This is a genomic window from Rariglobus hedericola (assembly GCF_007559335.1).
In the GTDB taxonomy this organism is placed as follows: domain Bacteria; phylum Verrucomicrobiota; class Verrucomicrobiia; order Opitutales; family Opitutaceae; genus Rariglobus; species Rariglobus hedericola.
This window is the reverse complement of sequence record NZ_VMBG01000002.1, coordinates 646,851-668,581: the sequence shown is the minus strand read 5'-3', so window position 1 is coordinate 668,581 and position 21,731 is coordinate 646,851. Positions and strand designations below refer to the sequence as shown.

Below are 21,731 nucleotides of genomic sequence, written 5' to 3'. Positions count from 1 at the left end.
ACCACGCCCGCTCCGTTTTAACGAGCCCCTTTCTTAACGGCATTGAGCGCGTCCCTGAGTTTACGCGCGTCTTCACTATCCTGCGCCTCGGCCTCTAGGCGCTCAAAAGCCGGATGCTCCAAAATAGGACTCTCCACCGACGGACTCTTGCCGTCCTCATCCGTCGCATCTTTGAGTGCACCAGCCAGACCGGCGACCAGGCGATTCATGCGCTCAACCGCCGCACGCAACGCGACCTCATTTCGACCCGGCCAATAGCCGCCTTCATCCTCGATCCGCACCTCAAGACCGAGTGATTCCCCGGCAAGGGCAATATCCACGGCGGCAAGATGACAGCGCCGAAACTGCTCCCACCCATGCAGGCTCGCATATTGGGTTTTGCAGGACGCGAGAAAGTGCCAGCCCTCATCCTTCCCCGACGAAAGCCATGTGTCGCCACCCGGCGCTTTCACCGTGGCCGGATACCGGCACAGCCCGAGCACCAGCGGTTCACTCCCCTTCCCGAGTTGAACGAGAAAAATCCATCCCGTGACAGGTGCGACCGTCACGCCGGTGCAAGTATCCGGATCGCTGGCAACGGGCACGCTAATCCAACCGGTCGCAAACTGATTCAAGTCGGCGGTCTCGTTGCTCAGCTCAAACACCCGATCCACCCGCCCCTCGGCGGCAAGCCCTTCAGCCAAACCATGCCAGCGAGCAACGATTGCCCGCACCGCCGCTTCATCCAGCGAGGCGGGAGCATGAACGTGGACGTGAAGAGAAAGGCCCATAAAATACTTTCTAGCTTAACCCATGATCGACCTCGAGACCTTCATTTTGATTTCGATGATATACTCCGCGATCGCCTTCACCACCGGCATGTCATCAGATAAGCGCCGAAGGTCCGAAAAATCATCTGGGCTTACCACGGGCTTCTTTTTCTCGCTGCTCAGATTTGCATGGGCCACCGCACAACGTCCCGATTCATAAAGATATGTAGGGACATCGTTCCCTGCTTCATGGAGTTCCTGAATTCGCCTCATCGCCGTCCGATCTGACAGCTTGGGAAGCGTTTCACGGATACCTTCAACTAGGGGCCTGTGCCGGGCTTCTCCGGAACCAACCATATGGTCCACCCAAGAGATATTGAGGATTTTGACGTAACTGAGGAATGCAAACGGCACGCTGTTCACGGTTCTCGCTTCACGATAAAGCGCTAACGCCAACTGCGCATCCTTGCTAGGCTCTAGATTCCGATAAAACGGAAACGCAAACGAGGAGCTCACCATCCTTGTCTCTCTACCGACCGCACATGGTTTAATCGTGCCCGATAGACCATATCCTCTAGTTTGAATCGGCTGATCATCGCACCAAGCAAGTAAGCTGAGAAATGAATTTATCAGCGTCCAAGCTTCATTCTCCGCAAGACCTCGCAAATTGATGTGGATGGACGGATCATTATCACGCGTAGCAGGCTTGAGATGGAGTGTGTGTCCTCCGAACCGAACATCGGTTTCCTTATCCGGCCATACCGCGCTGCCTTTCACGCCAAGATTCAACCAGTTGTCCATGACGGACAGTGATGCGCCACCGGTCAGATGGAAAGATTGGGAGGAGTTTTTCATCATTGTATGGAAAGGATGTTAAGGATGCTCGTAGGCGCTGGAGCCGTGCGGGCTGAGTGGATTAAGTTACTGCTGGGTTTCGGCCAGCCCCTCACGACGCTCGCTCTTGTGCGCGGCGCGTTTTTCGCGACGGGCGCGCTGCCAGTGCGGCTCGGGGGCTTCGCCGGCCATGATGCAGCCTTGCGGCTGGATCTCGCCGACCACCGTCGCGAGGCCGAAGCGGGCGATCTGCGCCTTCACTTTGGTCGCGTCTTTGTAGCCGAGCGGCGACTCCGAGAGGTCCGGTGCTCCGCCATACCAGCGGATGTCCAGCCCTGCCGTCGTCTCCGCCAGCACTTGCTGAATACGCGCCGGATCGAGTTCGCCGTCCGCATCCTTGTAGGGACGCATCATCGCGCTGCGCGACATGTTACGTCCCGCGCCGTGCGGGCAAAACGAAAGGTAATCCGTATTGTCCGAACCGAGCACGAGGAGGATCTCACGCGCCATGTTGAGCGGGATCAGTCCGAGCAACGGGCGTCCCTGCTCGTCGCGCCAGGCCGGAGTCGCACCTTTGCCGTGGAAGAACACGTCGCCGCGTTTCCACACAAAGTTATGCTCGTTGCCAATCTGCACAAGGGCTCGCTGACCGAGACGGCTCAGGAAGGCGGCGTGGATTTGCGCGTGGTTCTCACGCGTCCAACGACCGATGTATTGCAACGCATCCCAGTAGGCGCGTCCCTCGTCGGTGTCCGCAGGCAACCACACGGCGGCATCCGGGATGCCCTGGGCATTCTCGTCGCACCAACGGCGCGCAGCAATCTGGCCGCGTTTGTAGAGGTCCGCGCCGAGTCCGCGAGAACCGTGGTGCGTAACGAGCACGCTGAACTTACCGTCGCGGCGCGTAATCCACTCGGCCAGCTCGGTGTAACCCGCCGCCTCGATGGCAACGCGTTGCTCCTCGGCAAACTGGATATGACCGACGTAAGCGAAGTGGTTGCCGTCACCCTGCGTGCCGAGGAAATCCTGGGCGCGGCTGCGCAGGCCGGAAAGAAACGGGTTGTCCCACACCGGCTCGTCGAGCACGGCCGAGGCGAACTGCTTGCCGCGCGGACGTCCGCCCGCGCCGAAGTGCGTGATTTTCTGGAGGTGATCCATCATCTCGCCGATCGGGTGATTGGCGTCGAAAAACGTCGCGAACATCGAGCAGCAGATATCCGCCGAATGGGCGCCGGGGATGATGGCGTTTTCCACGGCAATAGCTCCGCCCACGGGAATCGTCGCGGTGCCTCCACCGGCCGGACAGGTGTCGGGCATCAGCACGCCGCGCTGCACCACGGGCACGTGGAGCAGTTCTTGGATGCGGGCGCGCGACTTGGCTACGTTATCTGTCTCCTCAGCGGTATCGGCTTCAACAGCCTCCGCGAGCGGAGCGGCGACGGCGCGCGGGGCGATGGGCGGCGGCAGCATCGGGAACTCCTGTTCGAGCTGGGCAAAAACGAGTGCGCGGTCGAGGCCGGTGGCGTCGAGTTCGCGGGCGCGGCGGAGAACCGAGCCAAGGCGGCGGCCCTCAAGCCAACCGGCCGCGATCAGGTCGCGGGCTTTGATTTCCATGGTCATATAAAAAGGGAAGAAAGAGAGAAAAAGGTGATCGGGACACCGGCCTGAACGTGAACCAATAGATACAGGTGGTTCAAAGGTTTGAGCCTTGAAGTGTGACTTTTGATTTTTGAGACGATGAACGATGACGGTTAACAATCAGGTCGATATCGTTGTGGGATGGACGTCCTTGTTGAGGGGAGCGTCCAAAAGGACATCCGAAGATGTCCTGCATTCCTGCGTCTATGAGTCGTTGTTCAAGCCGGGCCCGAAAGTGAATTAAGCGGAAAGAGGAATACGCGTGATGGCGTTGAACTCATCGATTTCGTCCTGAAGACGCTCGATCTCGTTCTGGAAGGCGACCGTCAGTCGGTCCACTTCGTCGCGCGTAATCACAGCGATAAACACGGTTCGGATTGCTTCGTCGCGGCTCAGGAATCCGACCTGCTCAACCACTTCGCCTTCGCGGGTGTTGAGTGCCTTGATGAACGCGATCAGGCCGCGGATCTCAGCCTGGAGGTTGAGCTTTCCGTAGATACCGAGATCCGTTCCGGTGATTCCGGCGTTGGCTGCGGCGATCGCGCCCTTGAAGGCGGCTAGTTCGCGGGAACGGGTTACGTTCTCATCGAAGGCGGCTCGCACGTCGGCGCGAATCGCCTGCGTATCTTTGCGGGAATTTTCGCGCTGCACGATTTCGCGCAGACGGGCCACTTCACCGGCGAGACGGTTCTTGTGCTTAAGGGCGTGGGAGAGAGTGATGGTTTTCATAATGCTTGGTTTGTTGAGGCAGAGATTAGCGGATTTCAGAAGAAGCAGGTAGAGCGTAGGGAGCAGTATATATGACTATTCAGTCATAATTGGTTATCGGCTGCGGAGGGGGCTTATTCCCCGTCGCGGCTGAAGAACGATTGCCAGAGGCCGAGCACGACGAAGTCGGCGCGGAGTTTTTTCTCCCCGGCTTCGCGGATCTGGCGAACGCGCTCGCGCGACACGCCGAGCTCGCCGGCGATGTCGTCGAGCAGGGCGTCCTCAAGGTAGTAGCGGCGCAGGACTAGCGCCTGGTTGGCGGGCAGGCGCGTCAATGCAACGCGCAGGCTCGCGCCGAGGTCTTCCACGTCGGCGGCTTCGTCGGGCGAAATCGCCTCCATGTCGGGCAACGCATCCCACTCGAAGGCGGTGGCATCTGCGGCGAGCGCGGTTGCGAGCTGGACCGCGATCACGTCGGAGACGGGAAGCTGAGCGACGTTGGCGATTTCTTGCAGCGTTGGCACACGGGCAAGGCGTGCGCCCAAAACGGCGGTCGCAGCGCCGACCGCTTTCATGCGGCCGCGGTCACGACGCGAAAGCGGGTCGAGGCGGCGCAGTTCGTCGAGCATCGCGCCACGAACACGCACAAAGCAGTAGGCACGCACCTCATCGGTGGAGCCGTTGCATTGGGCGAGCGCGGAAATAAGCGCGAGCTTGCCGACGGACGCGAGGTCGTCGCGCCCGACATAATCCGGCAGGCTGCGGGAGATCGTGGCCAGCGCAACATCGACCAAGTCGATGAAATCGGTGAGCACGGGAGAAACTGGAGACATACAAATCACAAAAAAGGAGAAGCGGCCCACAGGAAGTTTTCGGGCATTCGACGAATCGAACCCGGCGACTTCCCTGCCTGCGGGCCGCAGTTAATGAGCAAGGAAGTGTCGCCAGTCGGGATGTTGCGCCTCGCGAACGGTCGCGGAGACGGGGAGCGGGAGCGGTGCCTTGGGACGACGCAGCAACCGGAGGCCGGCTTCGTGGGGAAGACGGTTGGCCTTGAGGGAGTTGATCTCCCGCTTGGCCCAGACGAGATTCTCGAATGAATCGCGTCCGCCGCGGTCGCGAGGGACCACGTGGTCGAGATTGCCGCCGGTCCTGCCGACGCGTTCGCCGGTGTATTGGCAAACACCCTCATCACGCTCGAAAATCGCATCGCGCGTGAGCTTCGGGATGCGCACGGGCATACGGGCAAAGTGCGTGGCGACCATGACCGTAGGCACGCGGATGCGCAGCTTCGGGGTGGAAACCGCGAAGTCGAACTCACGGACCGGCAGCTTGACCCACTCGCTCCAAGGAAGCGGGTTGAGGAAAAGTGGACGATCAAAGTTCCACCCGCCGTCATCGGTTTTAGGATACGCGATGTCGAGGCCGAGCGCGGGCGGAACGCCGTCACCACCTCCGTTGAGGGCCACGAGGGCTTGTTTGACGGTGCGATGGCCGATGATCTGCCAGGCGCGGTTGAGCGACAGGACGATGGGCTTGTTAAGGATGTCAGTGATCATACGAAAAGGGATGAAGAGTCTTTTTCTTTGTTAGGGGTGTGCTTGCTAAATAGGCCGGGCCAGCGGGAGCGAGAAGGGGGCTCGGCCAAGGCGACTGAGGCGGAGGCGGGCCAGCGGCCCGTGCCGCCGAGGGCAACGCCGGCCCAGCAGCCTTTCTCGCCTCCCTCGCAGAGCCGCCAGCGATGGACTGGTTTATTTGGCAATCACACCCCAAGATGGCGGAAGGTGCTGGTCCTGCCCCAAAGCCGGATTTCTCCGGCCCGTCTGTTTAGCAAACAGCGCCAGACCTCGTCCGGTTCACCTTCCAAGGTGGACCCTTCGCAGGGAGTTCAACCCTGACCAAACTCGTTAGAACCGAGCCGTGCTGTGCGTTACACCACGAAGGGAGAGTGGTGCGCGACCCCGGAGTTGCACCGGGACTGATCCGCCTTCGCAAGGCGGGTGACTGTCTATTGCCGAGTCGCGCAAAATGGTCAGGTGGCCCGGTGCCGCCCCGGGGTCCTTGCGGTCACAACGCAATGCTCTGCTGTTGAGCTACGCACCTGAAAGGATGTGCCGGTTTTTATCGGACACATCCGAAATGGAGCTTCCGGCCGGTGCCGCCCCAGCGCATCCGCGCTACAAGGGCGGCGTTCTGCTGTTGAACTACGGAAGCGAAAATTGATCACGCGGCTCAGGTCGCTGACGCAGGAAGATTTCTCCTGTCGCCGCCCTCAGTGACCGCATGAAATGGAGGTCCGTCGGGGCAATGCTCCCCGCTCTCGCCTTTACGAAAGGCGTGCGTCGCTGACTACGCTTACAGACCAAACTGGTGGCTCGGGCCGGACTCTCACCGGCACCCCAAGGATTATGAGTCCTTCGCTCTGAAATTAAGCTACCGAGCCAAACGTTGCCGGGCGGCTGTGCCCGAAAATTGGAGCCAACAGAGGGATGTGCGCCCTCCTGTCTGCCTTACCAAGGCAGTGCATCGCTCTCTATGCGTTGTCGGCGTAAACTGGTGGGAAGCCTGAGTGTCGCACTCAGCTACGTGGCCTTATGAAAGCCTCGTGGTCGCTGGACCGCCTCCCGTGGTGCGCCCCGGATTCGCACCGGGGTCTTCCTATTAAGAGCCGGAAGCATCACTGCTAATGCTTGCGCACCAAAATGGCTCCCGAGGGTGGTAACGCTCCACCATAGGTCTTTCGACCGCGCATTAACAGTGCGCTGCATTGCTTGTCTGCCACTCGGGAATGAGTGCTGGTGCCGGCAGGAGGGGTTGCACCTCCATGTCTTGCGACGGCAGTTTCTGAGACTGCTGTGTATGCTATTCCACCATGCCGGCAAAATGTTGGTTCTCGGTGGGGGACTCGCACCCCCGACGCGCAGTATGTAAAACTGCCGTTCTGGCTGCTGAACTAACCGAGAATGGCGTGAACGACGGGTGCCGCCCCCGCTTATTTCCTCTTAGACAGAGAGGTGAACATGCTGTTGTTCCTCGCTCACAAAAAATGGTCGGAACGGAGTGATTTGCACACTCGTGATCTCGCTCCCAAGGCGAGTGCCTGAACTTCTAGGCTACGTTCCGCTGGCGGAGGCTCCCGGATTCGCGCCGGGCACTACTGGGTTTCAACCAGCCGTGATACTGAATTCACCAAACCTCCGAAGATTGAAGCCGGCGCGCTGTGACTTGTCGCTGCGTCCCGGCAAAGTGGCACGTCATGAAGGAATCGCACCTTCCCGTCCGGATTTGGAAACCAGACCGCCCGCTAGGGCATCTATGACGTATTTAAAAATTGGATGCAGGGGATGGAATCGAACCACCAGCTACAGCTTATGAGGCTGTCGAGTTACCATTACTCTACCCGGCCAAAAAAAGTGGTGGCCGCGTCCGGTTCCGCCCCGGCGTCTCGCGCTTATCAAGCGCGTGTTCTGACTGATTGAACTACACGGCCAAACTTGGTCGAGGCGGTTGGATTTTCACCAACGAAGATCACAAGGATCGTCGCGTTTACAGCGCGGTGCCATTGGGTGCTCGGCCACGCCTCGAAATAGGGTGCCCCGGCGCGGTAACGCTCCGCGTAATCCAGTTTGGAAGACTGGCGTGTATCTACAAACACCTCCGAGGCAAAATGGTGGAGACGACGGGCTTTGCACCCGCATAGAACTGCTTGCAAGGCAGGTGCCGTGCTCAGTTGGCTACGTCCCCGAAAATGGATGCGCGTATCGGATTTCCACCGATGTAGGGCCGTTTTGCGGACGGTTCGTTGAGTGCTCACGCAACGCGCAATAAAGTGGTGGGCCGGTCGGGGGTTTCGCCCGAACGCTGCTCCTTAAAAGGGAGAAATGCTAAAATTACATCACCGGCCCGAAAAAATGGTGGCCTGTGCGAGTGCCGCCCTCGCTTCTCCGCTGTGAAAGAGCGGCGATCTAGCTGATAATCCAACAGGCCATAAAAAACACGCGCCCGGCATCACCGTTTACCGCCTTTCGGACGCAGCTCGTGTTTCGTTAACAAAGAAAAAGAACTCTTACCGTTCACCCCTCTCCGATTTCTCGGGATTGAGTGGCCGCAGGATTTGCACGCGGACGTTGGCTGATTGACTGGGCTCAGCGATGAAGCCGCTTACGGAATATGGAAAAACGGGTTTTCACCCGGGGTCCCGCAAGCGGCTTTTCTGACATGAAAAAACCCACTTCCGGGAGGAAGTGGGCTGCGTGAGGCTACAAAGAGTCCTCGGCGTCAGGTTTCCCCACTTCCAAAATGATTCGCGCTATCGGGTAGATAACTGCCCGTATGATTGCGCATGGTCGTATCGCTAATTCGATTCGCACACGACCGCATGGCTTCCGTTGATAGGAAGTCTGCTTTAAATGTAAGTCGTGAGGAGTTCATGTGAATTGGCTGAGACGATTAAGTGTTCGAAGAGTTACAACGGATCCAGCGGTTCAAAAATCAAGAGGCTCTTTGCAGATACCTGATTTTTTTGAAACACCGGTTTCGATGACATCGACACTTTACCAGACTGCGCCGGACTTGCCATGCGTCTGACCGTTGCATACCTGATTCTTTAGTCATGTTTGAAAAACTATTCTCCGAGCGTGGACTTTCCCTTGATCGCATCCGTGTGCTGCTGGAAGTGCACGATGCCGGCAGCATTGCGCAGGCCGCGCCGGGAGATCCGATCCGACAAAGCCAATACAGCCGCCAGCTGCGGGAACTCTCGGAATTCTTCGGCTGCGAGGTCGCCCAACGTCAGGGCAAGTTGCTCAAGCTGACGGAACAGGGGCGCAAACTCGCTGACCTCGCGCGCAACCAGTTGAGATCACTCGAGGATTTCCGCACCGAGTGCCGAAGCGAATGCCCCGACTACACGATCGCCTCGGGTGACAGCGTTCTTCACTGGCTGGTGATTCCGCGCCTCGGATCTTTGGCCGGTAGCAAACCCGCGGTTCGCTTCGCGACCACCAGCCTGAGAACCAACGACGTCGTTCAACAACTCGCGGACGGACGGGTGGACTTCGGCGTCATTCGCCAGGATGCCTTGGTTGACGGGTTGGAATCGGCTCAGCTGGGTGAACTCACCTATGTAGCAGTCGTGCCCAAGACCCTCATCGGTCGGGGAAAAGCGCCTACGTTAAAGGATGTGTTGGGTGGAATGCCGCTCGCCGCACAAACTGCCGACGGCCAGTTCACCCAACGCCTGCGAAAGATCGCCGCCGATCTGAACGTGGAGATCGCTCCCGCCCTCGCCTGCCAGTCGTTCCCGCAGACCCTAAGCGCCGTGCGCGCCGGCGGCTTCGCCGCAATCCTGCCCACGCTCGCATTGGCCGATCTTCCGGCAAGTTCCTACATTTTGGTCAAAGCAGACCCACTCAAACAGCTAACGAGAAAGCTCTCTTTGGTTTGGAGCCGCCGCTCATCGCAAGTGCGCCCGACAGCCACTCCCTTGGCTCAACGCTTGGCAAAGGCATTAAAAATACAGCCTTAACGGCCGCCCCCACCCGCCTCTTCAGAGGCTGACTTCATCACGTTTTACCTCCACTATTTTACCATGCCTCGTCCGCTGCGCTTTCTTTGCATACTGCTTGGTGCCTCCACCGCTTGCCACGCCGCCGACACCGTCGTGCTCCTGCACGGTCTTGGTCGCAGTCCGCTCGCGATGGCACGCCTTGCCCACGACCTTCGCGCGGAAGGCTACGCGGTCCACAACCTCGCCTACCCTTCGCAACGCGCCGACATTCGCACGCTCTCCGAGGCCACCCTCGGGCCGATCTTCGCCAACACAACACCGTCCGCTGCCGGCACCCGCATCCACATCGTCACGCATTCAATGGGTGGAATTCTCGTGCGCCAATACCTCCACGATCACGGCACGCCGGCCAACCTCGGCCGCGTCGTAATGCTCGCCCCGCCCAACACCGGCAGCGAACTCGTTGACCGCCTCCGCACCTGGTCGCTCTACCGCCGGCTTAACGGCCCCGCCGGTATCCAACTCGGCACTACGCACGATTCCCTTCCAAAGTCCCTCGGCCCCCTTCCCTCCTCCGTCGAAGTCGGCATCATCGCCGGCAACCGTTCGCTCAACCCGCTTTTTTCCACGTGGCTCGCCGGGCCTGATGACGGCAAAGTGACCGTCGCTTCCACCCACGTATCAGGCGAGTCCGCCCACCTCACCGTCCCGCACTCCCACACTTGGCTCATGTGGCGCAGATCTGTGATCAAAGAAGTTCGCGCCTTCCTGCGCACCGGACAGTTCATCGCCCGTTCTTCGTCGTAAGGGCCAGCGAGGGTCCGGAAGAAACCCTTACTGGGTTTTGGGTGTGCTCCCCCATGAGCGGCGGAGGGTGCCGGAGGTGTCACTACAGAAACCGCCTGATATGAGTTATATTCATTAATCACTAAGGTTGCGGGGTGCAAGCTACAGAGAACGCCCCTGGCGCATCTCTGCCCACGAACACCAAAACCCAAAACCATATGATCACTGAAAACGGCATTCCTCTGACCGCTTCCAACGAAGTGCGAATCCCCTTCTATCGTTCCCTTTCCTGGCGCGCGATTATCGCCGGCACCGTCGCCGGTCTCGCCGTGCACCTCCTGCTCACCTTGCTCGGCATCGGCGTGGGTGCCGGCATGGTCGATCCCATCACCGATGAAAACCCCTTCGCCGCCTTCAGCTTGAGCGCCGCCATCGCGTGGGGCGTGAGCGCCTTGATCGCCCTTGGAGTCGGCGGTTGGGTCGCCGGTCGCTTTGTGCCCAATGGCTCCAAGCATAGCGGTTGTTTGCACGGCTTTCTCGTGTGGAGCCTCGCTACCATCGCCGTTTTTGTATTCGCGACGTCTTCGCTCGGTCTCGCCATCGGCGGCGCCGCCAAGGTCGTCGGCCAGGGCGTTCAACTCGCCGCCAAGCCCGTGGCCGCCGCCGCTTCAGGCGCGACGGATCTGGCCAAGGATGCCCTCCAACAAAACCAGGACACGGTGAAGAGCTTCCTTGATGAAGCCATGGACTCCCGCCCCGACAAGGACAACGCCGCCAAGACCACCCGCGCCCGCCGCGAGATCGGTTATGCCGTCACCAAGTTGTTTACCCCCGGCAATGACGTGAACGCAGCCGACACCCGCGCCGCCGTCACGCGTGCGCTCGTCGAGCAAGGCGGCATGAACGAAGCCGACGCCAACCGCCTCGTTTCTGAATGGACCACGTCTTACGAGCGCCTGAAGTCCGACCTCGCCGCCGCCAAGGAAAAGGCCGAGGTGAAGGCCCGCGAAGCGGCCGAAAAAGCCTCGAAGGCTCTCGCACACGCCGCCATCTGGACCTTCATCGCGTTCCTCCTCGGCGCTGTCGTCAGCTCCATTGCAGGCAAGTGCGGCGCCTCCTGCCGCTGCAGCGAAGATGATGTGCGCCGCGTTTAATTAGTTAAAATACAGCAGAGAAAAACAGTCCAACCACCGCGAAATGCCACGTCGTCCCATCACTCGATAACGACCCGCGCATTCGCCCCTGCTTCTTTCCTGCTACACTTAACTTAACTTGTGCTTCGCTTCACGTGAGCCCGGTCTTTCGACCGGGCTCACTTTTTCGCCAAGTGATTCACTTTCTCCACCGCGACCATCGTAGGGTTCTCCCCACTCCCCTAGGTAAGATTCCCCTGCTTTCATCGGTGCCTGTTCGGTTCGTGAACGCTGACCGAAAACCTCCGGAACGGGCTGCACCGGCCACGGTCGTTCCCGACGAACGCATCCCCTCACGTCGAGGCGATGACCTGAACCATCCAAATAAAAACACCATGTCCACTGAATCACTGAAGGAGCTTCTTATCGATGAGATCAAAGATCTCTATCACGCCGAAAAACAACTCGTCAAAGCCCTGCCCAAAATGGCCAAGGCCGCACAAGACGAAAATCTCAAAGCCGGCCTCACCGCCCACCTTGAGGAAACCAAAGAGCATGTCGCCCGTCTTGAGGAAATCTTCAAACTCCTCGACGAACCCGCGAAGGCCAAGGTCTGCCCCGCCATGAAGGGCCTCATCGAAGAAGGCTCAGAAGCCCTCGAGGAAAAAGAAAAGTCCGCTGTGCGTGACGCGCAGATCATCGGCTCCGCACAACGCATCGAGCATTATGAAATCGCCGCCTACGGCACCGTGCGTGCCTTGGCCCGCACCCTCGGCGAAAACGAAGTCGCGAAGATCCTGCAGACCACCCTCGATGAAGAAGGCGCCGCCGACAAAAAGCTGACCGCCGTCGCCGCGGTCGTGAACAAAACCGCCCTCGCGGAATAAGTGGCCCGATCAAAATCCCTCACGCCCCGCGCGGTCCGATCCCGCGCGGGCACACCGCCCCTTCTCATCGCCTCAATCTCTCTTCTTAACCTCCACCACAAACCCGTTTGTAACTTAATAAGTGACAAACTTCCGACCGCGCTGCCGGTGGTCAGCAAAGCGTCCGTGCGCTGAAACTAAATCACGCAAAAGGTTTGCCGCTCCCGTGGTCTTTGGGTGCAACTTGCGCACCCTATGAAAGCGCTGCCCCTCTTGCTGGTTGCCTCGCTCGTCGCCAATGCCGCATTCGTCACCGTGACGCTTCGCCGGACGGCCTCCCCTGACGAAACGACTACCTCGTCACCGTCGCACTCCGCCACGACCGGCATCAAGCCCTCCACCAAACCGGCCGCTTCCTCGACCGATATCGTCAGCGCGCTCAAGGCCAACGATCCTGAGGCCCTTCGCGATCTGCTCCGCTCCGCCGGCCTGCCCGATGAAACCGTGCGCACCATGGTCGGCACCGCCATCTGGGGTCGTTACCGCGATCGCATGAAGGCTCTCCAGCCCAAGCCCGACCCCGAAAAACCGTGGTGGAAAAACGACCAGAATAACTGGTATGGCAACATGAGCCGCGAGCAGCGCTCCGAGATGCGCCGCCTCCAACGTGAGGCCAACGACGAATCGACCCGCGTCCTCGGTCCCAACAAAGACAACTACGGCTACGGCTGGCAGGATACCCGCCTCAGTTTTCTCCCCGAAGAGAAACGCAAAGACTACCAGGAGATCGAACAGGATTATCAGGACCTCATCCAGGAAGTGCAGCAGGACATGCAGGGCTTCACACTCCCGTCCGACACCGAAAAAATCCGCTTCCTCAAAGAGGAGCAAAAGCGCGACCTCGCCGCCATTCTCACGCCCGCGGAACTCGCCGATTACGAACTGCGCATGTCCAACACCGCCCAGCAGCTCCGCTGGAAAATGACCAAGTTCGACGGCAGCGAAGACGAGTATCGCAAAATCTTCAGCCTTCAAAAGACCTTCGACGACTCGCAGCAAACCGACGCCTACGGCAATCCCAGCAATCCCCAAAGTCCCGAAGAGTGGAAGAAGCGTCAGGAATCCGAAAAACTCCTCACCGAACAAATCAAAGCCTCCCTCGGCCCCGAACGTTACGCCGACTACGTGCGCTCGCAGAACTACGAATATCAGCAACTCACCTCCGCGACCAAACGCCTCTCGTTGCCACCCGAAACCGCCAAGCAGGTTTACAACCTGCGTGATACTGTTTCCGTCGAATCCCAACGCATCGCCGACAACGAAAGCCTCGGCATGGAGCAGAAGAAACAAGCGTTCGCCGATCTCGCCACCCGCACCCGCGAACAAGTGCGTTCCAGCCTAGGCGCCGAGGCGGCCGAAGTTTATTTAAAAAGCGGCATGACCTGGCTGAACAATGTCGAGCAAGGTCAGGTCATCACCTTCAGCGAAAACGGCCAGCAACAGAGCAGCAAATCCGGCCTCTCCACCCCCAAGAAAAAAACCACCCCCTCGCCCCCCGCCACCAAGCCCTGACCTGCGCGCACTGCCGCCGCGCACCCTCCGCCTCAACCCAGTTTGTAACTTAATAAGTTACAAACTGCCTCGTCACCGTCCCCTCCATGAAAGCGCTACCCCTCGTCCTCGTCGCCTCGCTCGTTGCCAACGCTGCGCTCGTCACCGCCTCCCTTCGCCAGCGTTCCGCAGCGCAGGAGGCATCCCTATCGCCTCGCGCATCCACCGCCTCAATCTCCACCACTGCGCGCTCCACCGGCCCGGCTTCCTCGCTCAAACTCTCCCCCGAACTGGTCGAGTCACTCAACTCCGGCAACTCCGAGACGCTTCGTGATTTTCTCCGCGCCGCCGGTTTCTCCGAAGACATGGTGCGCTCCATCGTGCAGATGCGTATCTGGAAAACTTACGAAGCTCGTTTCAAAGCCCTCAACCCCCAGCAAAATCCCGATCCCAACAAACCGTGGTGGAAGGAGGACCGCAGCCAGCAAAACCGCTGGAACGGCGGCATGACCAAGGCCCAGCGCGACGAGTCCCGCCGCCTCCAACGTGAGGTCCGCGACGAAACCGAACGCCTGCTCGGCCCCGATGTGAATCAGAACCGCTGGCAGGATCAGCGGCTGTCTTTCCTTGCGCCCGAAAAACGCCAGTCGTTGCAAGATATCCAGCAGGATTATCAGGAACTCATGAGCGAAGTGCAGCAGGACATGCAGGGCTTCCGCCTCGCCTCCGATGTCGAAAAACTTCGCTTTCTCCAGGAAGAGCAAAAGCGCGATATCGAAGCACTCATGACGCCCGAGGAGCGCCAAGACTACGATCTGCGCATGTCCAACACCGCCCAGCAGCTCCGTTGGAAAATGACCCAGTATGACGCCACCGAGGCGGAATACCTCGCCATCTTCCCGCTGCAAAAGGCGTTCGACGAAAAATACAACCCGCGCAACAACGACCCCTACGGCTACAGCGAACAGCCTCCGCGCGACCAGAACTACTGGAAGGAACGCCAGGCCGCCGAGAAACAGCTTCAGGAGCAAATCAAGTCCATGCTCGGCGAACAGCGTTACGCCGATTCCCTCCGCAATCAGGAAAACGATTACCAACAGCTCGAAGCCGCCACCCGCCGCCTGGAGTTGCCCGCCGACACACCCACACGCCTCTACGCCTTGCGCGACACGGCCAGCGCTTCCGTTGAACAAATCGCCGCCAACACCAATCTCGCGACCGATCAGAAAAAGGAAGCCCTCGCCGCCCTCGCGTCCCGCACGCGCGACCAAGTGCGCTCCGCCCTCGGCAACGAAGGCGCCGAAGCCTACTTCAAGAACAACGGCATGGGCTGGCTTAAGGAACTGGAGAAGGGCAATACCATCACCTTCCGCAAAGACGCCACCGGCTGGGAAACCAAGGCCCTCCCCAAGGAACCGAAGAAGCCTGCCACCAAGTGACAGGTCACCTCCACCGATGAAACGCACCTCCCTGCTCATCGCCACGTCCTTGGCCGCCAACGCCGCGCTCATCGGCTACATTGCCGTCCGGACCGCGTCACCAAGTTCCGGATACGCCTCTCATCCGGCCTCCAGCCCCACCGCCTCCGCGCGTCCTTCGTCGGCGACATCCGCCAAAGATGCGTCAACATCGCCGCAGCTGCCCGCCTCGGTCGTGCCGGCCGCAGCCGACGCACCGCCTCTCGAAACGTGGAAGCGCCTCCAGTCGGCCGATCTCTCTGTGTTCACCGCCAATCTCCGCGCCGCCGGCCTGCCCGACCGGCAGATCCGCATGTTGATCAACGCCGAGATCAACGACCGTTTCCGCGCCCGCGAAGAAGCCCTGCGCCCTCCGCAGCCCGAGCGCAAATACTGGGAGAATCGCAACAACTACTACACCGATACGACCACGCTCGAACAGCGTCTCGCCCAGCTTGATTTGCGTCGCGAAAAAAACGCCCTTCGCCGTGAACTGCTCGGCGACACTCCGCCCGCCGCCAACGACGACAATCCCGTTCCCGTGGAGAAGCGTGATCTCCTCCGCCAGGTCAACGAGGACTACGACACCATGATCTCGCAGATCCAGCGCGAGGCCCGCGGAATCGCCCTGCCTTCCGACGAGGAAAAAATCCGCTATTTGCGCGAAGAGAAAGCCGCCGAGCTCAAAACCGTGCTCACGCCCGGGGAGCTTCAGGAATACGAAATGCGCTCCTCCCAGACTGCGAACAGCCTTCGCTACAATCTCAGTGCCTTTGGCCCCACCGAACAGGAATTCCGCACCGTCTTCGGTCTGCAAAAACAATTTGACGATCAGTTCGCCACCCAACCCGCCGACCCCACGCCCGAATACTGGAAGCAACGTCAGGAGGCGCAGAAAGCCCTCGATGCCCAGCTCGCCCAGCAACTCGGAGCCGACCGTTACCGCGACTACACCCGCGCCAAGGACTACGAATACCGCAATCTCTCCGCGCTCACCGATCGATTGAGTCTGCCCAAGAGCACCGCCACCCAGATTTACGATCTTCGTTACAGCGTTCCTTCCGACGCCCTGCAGATCGTCCGCAGCCCCGATCTCACGCCCGAAGCCAAACAGGAAAGCCTGAAAGCCATCGCGAAAAAAACCCGCGATCAACTCACCGCTCAACTCGGTTCCGAAGCCGCCGCCGCCTACCTCAAACGCCACGGCCAGTGGATCAAGTCACTCGATCAGGGCAACGTGACCGAATACAAAACCGACGGCAGCCAGCAGACGCACTCGATTCCGCGTTAACCACGGACGCGCAAAAACCACGGCTCCTTCGCCAAGAAACGCAGGGCGGGAATCCGCCGAATGAATTAATGTGCGGGTGTCATGAGCACCGCCGCGCGCCTGTTATTGCTGTCAATTCTTGCCTCATCCTCCGCGCTCAGTGCCGAGACCACGACCGCTACGCCGACAACATGGTCGATCAACACTTCGCTCACCGCCCGCGCAGGCTACGACGACAATGTCTTCCTGCAGGACCGCGCGCCGTTGATTGTGCCGGGGGCCGTCCCTGATCGCGCCGGCTCGTGGTTCTCGCGCGCTGGTGTCGGCATCGAGGCAAGCTGGCATCTGTCACCGGCCTTCGAGTGCAACCTTGGCTACTCGCCCGAGTTGGTTCGCTACGACGCATTCTCGTCGGAAAACCACGATGACCACCGCATTGATTTGGGTGCACACGGCCGCATCAACGCATGGAGTTATCAAACCAAAGGCAGCATCCTCCTTGTTGATGGCTCCCGTGACTCGCCTGTATTCGGTCACACCGGCGGCACGCCCGCCATCGGTGGCGCCTCCGTTCGATCACGTCGCGACCAATTGAATACAAAGCTAGGCGGCACGCTCACTCGCGCCGTCGACACCGGCTTCGTGCGCGCCATCGGCGACTACACCGCAAACGATTTCGACTCCCGTCACTCCGCCGTGCCGGGCTACGCGAACTATGTGGACCGCTCCGAGTGGTCGGCAGGTTTCGATGCCGGCCATTACATCAAAAAAGATTTTGCCTTCATTGCCGCCGTGCGCACCGGCGGGCAACACCAGGGCGCCTACCTCGGAAACCCTCTCCAATACTCCAATACGCTCACACGCATCCTCGTCGGCGCGGAAGGCAAACCCACACGCAACCTCACATTGCATGCGCTCGGAGGGCCCGACTTCCGCCACTACGAACGCGATGTCGCCGCAGGTTTTGATCGCACGCGCAGCGCACGTTATATCGAAGGTGCCGCGACCTGGACTCCGCGCGAAACCGATACGGTTGCCCTTACGTTCAAAGATTATCTATGGCTCAGCTCAGGCGGACGCGGCGCCTACCAAAACACCACCGGCAACCTGCTCTGGAAACACGTGCTCAATCCGCTGTGGAGCGCGTCGCTCGCCGCCGACGTGCAGACGGGCGACAACCGCGATTACAGCGCAACCACCAGCCAGCGCTTCGACTGGATCTACACCGGCACGCTAGACATCACGCGTTCGCTCGGACCGAAGACCAAACTCGATCTCGAGTTCATCCGCGAATGGAGCGACTCCGTCGTCGCCGGAAAACCCGGCCGCGAATACACGCGTCTGCAGGTCAGCCTCGGCGTGCGCCGCGTATTCTGAACGCGTTCACCATGCATGCGCGCCGGGCGCAGCAGATCACTTCGTCGGGCTGAATAGCTGACCCAGTTCCTTCTGCGGATCGAGCTGGCGGATACCGGTGATGACGCCCTTAGCGTCCAGGGAAAACACCGTCACACGATCCTCCTTCACGGGATGACGCGCGAGCAAGGTCTCGGAATCGGCGAGCAAGATGCGATGTGGATATTTCGCCATTTTGGGCAACGCGAAGAAACGTCCGATCGCCGGCATGCCGTAAATATTCGCCATGAAGGCCGCACGATTCGCGTCCAGAAAGTCGGCGGGCTGTTTCGCCAGGAAGCCGTTGACGACTTTCCCAGGCGACATCTCGTAGCTGACAATCAAATACGCGAGTTTGCCCGGTTCGTAGGCAAAAGTCGCGCCTTTCGCATCGGTTACGGTGAACGCCTCAAGCGTATCGCCGGTCTTGTAAGTCTCGACTGCACGAACCGCAGTCAGTCCCAGAACAGAAAAAAGAACCACGGCAAGCAGACGAAGGGGAAAGCGCATAACCGGGACCTTGACCCGCGCAACACCCCAAAGCGAACGCCAACCGGTCCGATAAACGTCAAGTCTGACCAGCAGCCTCGGCCCCACCCAAGGCTTGCCCTGTTCACCGGCCGCTCAGACCCGACTCAGTTTCTCAATCAGGCGCCCGGGCCAGTTTGTAACTTAATAAGTTACAAACTGGCCCAGGGCTTAGTCCTCAAAACCGGCAAAAACGCGAAGGTTGCCTGTTGGTTAATACAGGCCGCGGATGTGCGCGGCGACTTCGCTTTCGTAGAACGCGGCTAGGTCGGCGTGCATCGCGGCTCCGAGCGGGGACAAGGCCGCGGCGGCGACATTGTCCGCTACTTGTTTGGGATTACGCGCGCCGGGAATCACCACCGTGACCGCCTCGAAATCGAGGCACCAGCGCAGCGCCCACGCCGCCATCGATACGCCGGCCGGCACCCGCGACTTGAGCGCGTCGGCGAGTTCCACGCCTTTTTCAAAGGGCAGACCCGAAAAGGTCTCACCCACATTGAAGTGCTGGCCATCGCGGTTGAAGAGCCGGTGGTCGTCGGCCTTGAACGCCGTTTGCTTCGTCATCTTGCCTCCGAGCAAACCACTCGCCAGCGGCAGTCGCACGATGAGCGCGACTTGCTTCGCTTTCGCCGCGGCGAACAACGTGGAAATCGGTTTCTGGCGAAGCACGTTAAAGATGATTTGCAGCGACGTGCAGCCGCCCTGCTCCACACAGAAGAGCGCTTCGTCCATCGCCTCGACGCTCGCGCCGTAGGCCTTGATTTTCCCTTCGCGCTTGAGCTCTTCGAGCCAGGTCAAAACCTCGCCGCGCTTGAGCACATCAGGAGGGATGCAGTGCAGCTGGGTGAGATCGAGCGCATCGACGCCCAAGCGCTGCAGCGAAGCCTCGGTGAAGCCGCGCACTTGATCACGTGTGAATCCGTTGGGCCAGTTATTGCGTCCGAGTTTCGTCGCAATAAACACCGTTTCGCGCGCCGCCGGTTGCTCGCGGATAAACTGTCCGATCAACGTCTCGCTGCGCCCGCCGCCGTAGACATCGGCCGTGTCAAAAAACGTGACGCCTTTGTCATACGCCGCACGCAGGGTATCAAGCGCGGTCGCATCAGTGACCTCGCCCCACCCGCCTCCCAGTTGCCAGGTGCCGAGACCGATTTCGCTGACGCTGCGTCCAGTTCTACCAAAGGGGCGGGTATTCATGAACGCCCACGCTGCGGGCCCGTCGTTGCGTGGCAAGTGCGCGGAGCCTTTGCCCCGCGATCTCACCCTTGAACCGAGGTCACGTCGCAGGCACCACCGCCCTGTCCCCGGCACCGCCTGCTTCCGGCGGCGCGACTATGGGAACGTGCATCTCCGCCGCCGCTTTCGCCTGCAAATACGTGCGCAACACTTCGTAGATCGGACGGTCGCCAACTTGTTTTTTGAGCTCCAGCCATTCGAACACGGCTTGCTCCGTGGAAATATCGTAAGGCTTCAGTGCCAGGCTGGCCTCCGCGAACACCGCAGCCGCCGCACTCACGCTGACATCCAGACCTTTCAACGTCGTGACCGCACTTACGTAATCCTCGATCGATTCGCGAAACTTCAACCCGCGTGGCTGTAATTTGAGCGACGCGAAATGCACATCCTTCGAGCTGATGAACGGCGTGTGCAGGCCGAATGGATTTACCGTCAGCCCCTGCCCCGCCATCGCCGCGATCCGCAGGCGTTCCTCGATCTCCGACATCGCCATGACCGCCTCGGCTTCCGTGGGGAAACTGCTCTCTTTGTCGACCGCCCCTTCCACCCATTTCAGTTCATACGCGGTCACGCCGCGGTAAGTCGTCTTGGTCAGTGCAACCGGTGATTCGGAATTCATAACGATAATCGCAGCCCACGCCACGTCGGCGTGTTTTTGCAAATCCCTGACCAGCAGTGCGCGTGCCACGAGGGCGCAACGGATGCCGCCACCGTTCTTTACAATTTATTAGCAAATCGCGCGAGCCGGCTCGGAATTGGCCCAGAAGAGGCTTCTGCGAACTCCTATTTTACCTAGTCCGCCATGGTCTCGCCCAAGCTCCCTCCTTCCTCCCGTATTTTGATCGCCGACGACTCGGTGGTTTGCCGCGGCGTCCTGGTTATTCTGCTCGAAACGGCCGGCTACGAGGTCGTGAGTGTTCTCGACGGGCGTCAGGCTCTGGACGCCTTGCGCAACCACAGCTTCGACCTCGCTATCTTGGACAACGACATGCCCAACCTCGACGGCCTCGGCGCCCTCGCGGAGTTGCGCGCGTTTTTGCCCTCCCTGCCAGTCCTCGTGTGCTCCGGCACGATCACGCCGGATGTCGCCGTGCGCTACCGCGAGCTCGGCATCGACGACTTGCTCAACAAGCCCGTCGATCCCCGCGCCCTTCGCGACAAAATCGCCGGCATCATCACGCGGCAGAATCTTTCAGCCAGCGCGTCGGCCTCGCCGTTCCGCCTGCCCTCTTTTCGCGGAGTCCGCACCGCCGCCGATAAATCCCTGCCCTGCCCGCTCACGCAGGGCATGTCCAAATTCGCGCTGCGCCTGCAGGCCGACATGGACCGTCTGCGCGATTTCCGTTCCGTCGCGATTTTGGAAGGTCGCCACGGATCCGGTCGCTTCGAACTCGCGCTCAGCGCCACGAACGATCCGGCCTCCCACAAATTCGTCGCACACGCCGATGAACTGACCGCCGCGCGTCTCGACGAACTGCTCAAGCCCGCCCACGCCGACACCCATTCCGTCCTGTTGGTGATCTTGGAAGCCGACCGGCTCCTTCCCGAAAAGCAGTTGTTGCTGGAAGAACTCGTGCGCGGCCGGCTCGCCTCGCAGTCCACCCTCTCCAAACGCCTGCGGATCATTCTCTGCGCGCAGAGTTCGCTCTGCGATCTTCACTTCAACGAATTCCTGCTCCTGCGGGCGACCACCGCGACTTTTCTCGTTCCCGATTTTGTCGACCGCTGGCAGGACTGGGGAGATATCGCCCGCGCCATCCTGCGCCGCGCCGGCACCGGTCGCGGCACCTTCAGCACCGAATCCATCAAGTGGATGGATCGCCAGCTCTGGCCGGGAGACTACATGCAGCTTCATCGCACCATCGAGCTCGCCCGTCGTCTCGCCGGCGTCACCTCGACGCTCACGGAAGCCCACATGGCCACCGCCCGCGCCCAGGAAGCGGAATGCACGGATCCGCTTTTCCACGACATGTTGTTTCACCTGCACTCGGGCGGCGAAGCCTGATCATCACCAGCCGGAATCGCACGGACCGGCATCCGCGTCCGCCGCGTCCGGAACAAACGCTTTGCC

18 protein-coding genes and 13 tRNA genes are annotated in these 21,731 nt (G+C 60.2%); 9 read left to right on the top strand and 22 right to left on the bottom strand.

Features of this window, described 5'->3' with window-relative positions; all coding sequences use genetic code 11:
• Positions 1–17: 17 nt before the first annotated feature.
• From FPL22_RS13160 to FPL22_RS17605, 19 genes are all read right to left on the bottom strand, one after another.
• Positions 18–770: a hypothetical protein gene (locus FPL22_RS13160; RefSeq protein ID WP_144230867.1), complete on the bottom strand. Its 753-nt coding sequence runs from the start codon at positions 768–770 to the stop codon at positions 18–20.
• Positions 771–785: 15 nt separating this feature from the next.
• Positions 786–1,607, bottom strand: a complete 822-nt coding sequence (gene mauJ, locus FPL22_RS13155) for a methylamine utilization protein MauJ (protein ID WP_144230866.1) — start codon at positions 1,605–1,607, stop codon at positions 786–788.
• A gap of 63 nt (positions 1,608–1,670) precedes the next feature.
• The gene (locus tag FPL22_RS13150; protein ID WP_238991415.1) at positions 1,671–3,197 is read right to left on the bottom strand and encodes an RtcB family protein; all 1,527 of its coding nucleotides are present in this window, start codon (positions 3,195–3,197) and stop codon (positions 1,671–1,673) included.
• 264 nt (positions 3,198–3,461) lie between these two features.
• Positions 3,462–3,950 carry a hypothetical protein gene (locus FPL22_RS13145; RefSeq protein WP_144230864.1) on the bottom strand — a complete coding sequence of 163 codons (489 nt, stop codon included), beginning with the start codon at positions 3,948–3,950 and terminating at the stop codon, positions 3,462–3,464.
• Positions 3,951–4,063: 113 nt separating this feature from the next.
• A complete protein-coding gene (locus tag FPL22_RS13140) occupies positions 4,064–4,762 on the bottom strand; it encodes a sigma-70 family RNA polymerase sigma factor (RefSeq protein ID WP_144230863.1) in 699 nt (232 codons plus the stop codon).
• Between the two features lie 90 nt (positions 4,763–4,852).
• Complete coding sequence (locus FPL22_RS13135; protein WP_144230862.1) at positions 4,853–5,488, bottom strand: HNH endonuclease; 636 nt, start codon at positions 5,486–5,488, stop codon at positions 4,853–4,855.
• A 581-nt stretch (positions 5,489–6,069) separates the two neighbouring features.
• A tRNA-Thr gene (locus FPL22_RS17630) sits at positions 6,070–6,143 on the bottom strand.
• 154 nt (positions 6,144–6,297) lie between these two features.
• Positions 6,298–6,372, bottom strand: a tRNA-Met gene (locus FPL22_RS13130).
• A 353-nt stretch (positions 6,373–6,725) separates the two neighbouring features.
• Positions 6,726–6,809, bottom strand: a tRNA-Leu gene (locus FPL22_RS13125).
• A 7-nt stretch (positions 6,810–6,816) separates the two neighbouring features.
• Positions 6,817–6,892 (bottom strand) — tRNA-Val (locus FPL22_RS13120).
• Between the two features lie 84 nt (positions 6,893–6,976).
• A tRNA-Pro gene (locus tag FPL22_RS17625) sits at positions 6,977–7,052 on the bottom strand.
• A gap of 1 nt (position 7,053) precedes the next feature.
• Positions 7,054–7,128, bottom strand: a tRNA-Phe gene (locus FPL22_RS13115).
• A 48-nt stretch (positions 7,129–7,176) separates the two neighbouring features.
• Positions 7,177–7,251: transfer RNA gene (locus tag FPL22_RS17620), tRNA-OTHER, on the bottom strand.
• A gap of 10 nt (positions 7,252–7,261) precedes the next feature.
• Positions 7,262–7,336 (bottom strand) — tRNA-Met (locus tag FPL22_RS13110).
• 7 nt (positions 7,337–7,343) lie between these two features.
• Positions 7,344–7,419, bottom strand: a tRNA-Ile gene (locus FPL22_RS13105).
• Positions 7,420–7,424: 5 nt separating this feature from the next.
• Positions 7,425–7,513 (bottom strand) — tRNA-Tyr (locus tag FPL22_RS17615).
• An 84-nt stretch (positions 7,514–7,597) separates the two neighbouring features.
• Positions 7,598–7,673, bottom strand: a tRNA-Ala gene (locus FPL22_RS13100).
• A gap of 86 nt (positions 7,674–7,759) precedes the next feature.
• Positions 7,760–7,834 (bottom strand) — tRNA-Lys (locus FPL22_RS17610).
• 7 nt (positions 7,835–7,841) lie between these two features.
• A tRNA-Glu gene (locus FPL22_RS17605) sits at positions 7,842–7,916 on the bottom strand.
• A gap of 625 nt (positions 7,917–8,541) precedes the next feature.
• Between FPL22_RS17605 and FPL22_RS13095 the strand changes: the two genes are divergently transcribed.
• The 8 genes from FPL22_RS13095 to FPL22_RS13060 all read left to right on the top strand — a co-directional run bounded on the left by FPL22_RS13095 (position 8,542) and on the right by FPL22_RS13060 (position 17,878).
• The gene (locus FPL22_RS13095; RefSeq protein ID WP_144230861.1) at positions 8,542–9,456 is read left to right on the top strand and encodes a LysR family transcriptional regulator; all 915 of its coding nucleotides are present in this window, start codon (positions 8,542–8,544) and stop codon (positions 9,454–9,456) included.
• A 63-nt stretch (positions 9,457–9,519) separates the two neighbouring features.
• Positions 9,520–10,245 (top strand): esterase/lipase family protein, encoded by a 726-nt coding sequence (locus FPL22_RS13090; RefSeq protein WP_144230860.1) that lies wholly within the window; start codon positions 9,520–9,522, stop codon positions 10,243–10,245.
• A gap of 197 nt (positions 10,246–10,442) precedes the next feature.
• Entirely contained in the window at positions 10,443–11,378 is a 936-nt protein-coding gene (locus tag FPL22_RS13085) for a hypothetical protein (RefSeq protein ID WP_144230859.1), read from the top strand.
• Between the two features lie 374 nt (positions 11,379–11,752).
• Positions 11,753–12,244 (top strand): ferritin-like domain-containing protein, encoded by a 492-nt coding sequence (locus FPL22_RS13080; protein ID WP_144230858.1) that lies wholly within the window; start codon positions 11,753–11,755, stop codon positions 12,242–12,244.
• 234 nt (positions 12,245–12,478) lie between these two features.
• The gene (locus FPL22_RS13075) at positions 12,479–13,795 is read left to right on the top strand and encodes a hypothetical protein (RefSeq protein WP_144230857.1); all 1,317 of its coding nucleotides are present in this window, start codon (positions 12,479–12,481) and stop codon (positions 13,793–13,795) included.
• An 86-nt stretch (positions 13,796–13,881) separates the two neighbouring features.
• Positions 13,882–15,213, top strand: a complete 1,332-nt coding sequence (locus FPL22_RS13070; protein WP_144230856.1) for a hypothetical protein — start codon at positions 13,882–13,884, stop codon at positions 15,211–15,213.
• Between the two features lie 16 nt (positions 15,214–15,229).
• Positions 15,230–16,522 (top strand): hypothetical protein, encoded by a 1,293-nt coding sequence (locus FPL22_RS13065; RefSeq protein ID WP_144230855.1) that lies wholly within the window; start codon positions 15,230–15,232, stop codon positions 16,520–16,522.
• An 81-nt stretch (positions 16,523–16,603) separates the two neighbouring features.
• Positions 16,604–17,878, top strand: coding sequence for a porin family protein (locus FPL22_RS13060; protein ID WP_144230854.1), 1,275 nt, complete (start codon positions 16,604–16,606; stop codon positions 17,876–17,878).
• A 36-nt stretch (positions 17,879–17,914) separates the two neighbouring features.
• On the opposite strand, the gene FPL22_RS13055 is transcribed toward FPL22_RS13060, so the two are convergent.
• The 3 genes from FPL22_RS13055 to FPL22_RS13045 form a co-directional block, all read right to left on the bottom strand.
• The gene (locus FPL22_RS13055; RefSeq protein WP_144230853.1) at positions 17,915–18,379 is read right to left on the bottom strand and encodes a hypothetical protein; all 465 of its coding nucleotides are present in this window, start codon (positions 18,377–18,379) and stop codon (positions 17,915–17,917) included.
• A 258-nt stretch (positions 18,380–18,637) separates the two neighbouring features.
• On the bottom strand, positions 18,638–19,621 hold the full coding sequence (locus FPL22_RS13050) for an aldo/keto reductase (protein ID WP_144230852.1): 984 nt from the start codon (positions 19,619–19,621) through the stop codon (positions 18,638–18,640).
• A 79-nt stretch (positions 19,622–19,700) separates the two neighbouring features.
• Positions 19,701–20,348 (bottom strand): hypothetical protein, encoded by a 648-nt coding sequence (locus tag FPL22_RS13045; protein ID WP_144230851.1) that lies wholly within the window; start codon positions 20,346–20,348, stop codon positions 19,701–19,703.
• A gap of 114 nt (positions 20,349–20,462) precedes the next feature.
• Between FPL22_RS13045 and FPL22_RS13040 the strand changes: the two genes are divergently transcribed.
• On the top strand, positions 20,463–21,665 hold the full coding sequence (locus FPL22_RS13040) for a response regulator (protein WP_144230850.1): 1,203 nt from the start codon (positions 20,463–20,465) through the stop codon (positions 21,663–21,665).
• Positions 21,666–21,731: the final 66 nt, after the last annotated feature.